Annotated in this window: 2 tRNA genes and 1 rRNA gene; all 3 read right to left on the bottom strand. The window is 46.9% G+C overall.

The window, feature by feature from the left end:
- Nucleotides 1–120 (bottom strand): 23S ribosomal RNA (locus tag GTP44_RS26820); the annotation flags it as partial.
- A 166-nt stretch (nucleotides 121–286) separates the two neighbouring features.
- A tRNA-Ala gene (locus GTP44_RS26825) sits at nucleotides 287–362 on the bottom strand.
- Between the two features lie 13 nt (nucleotides 363–375).
- Nucleotides 376–452, bottom strand: a tRNA-Ile gene (locus tag GTP44_RS26830).
- Nucleotides 453–499 lie beyond the last annotated feature (47 nt).

Raw genomic sequence — 499 nt, forward strand, 5'->3', positions numbered from 1 at the left:
ATTCGGAAATCTGCGGATCAAAGCTTGTTTGCTAGCTCCCCGCAGCTTATCGCAAGCTACTACGTCCTTCATCGCCTGTAATCGCCAAGGCATCCGCCATGTGCACTTATTCACTTGTCCCTATAACCTTGACGGCTATTAGGCAAGCATTTACTACTTTGTGATGATGAGTTTTACTACCCTAAGTGTGTATTTCTACACGCTTAAATAAAACTTTACTTCTTCCAGATTGTTAAAGAACGATACTGCTTTTACCTAAACATCTTAGTGCTTACGTAAAAACAGGTGGTGGAGGATGACGGGATCGAACCGACGACCCCCTGCTTGCAAAGCAGGTGCTCTCCCAGCTGAGCTAATCCCCCTATTTGGTGCAACTGGTAGGGCTGGTTGGACTCGAACCAACGACCCCCGCGTTATCAACACGGTGCTCTAACCAGCTGAGCTACAGCCCCAATATTTGCTGTTCTCTCTTCATTACAGTCGATAAGTGTGAGCGCTT

The sequence above is a fragment of the Duganella lactea genome, from assembly GCF_009857505.1.
Lineage (GTDB): Bacteria > Pseudomonadota > Gammaproteobacteria > Burkholderiales > Burkholderiaceae_D > Rugamonas > Rugamonas lactea.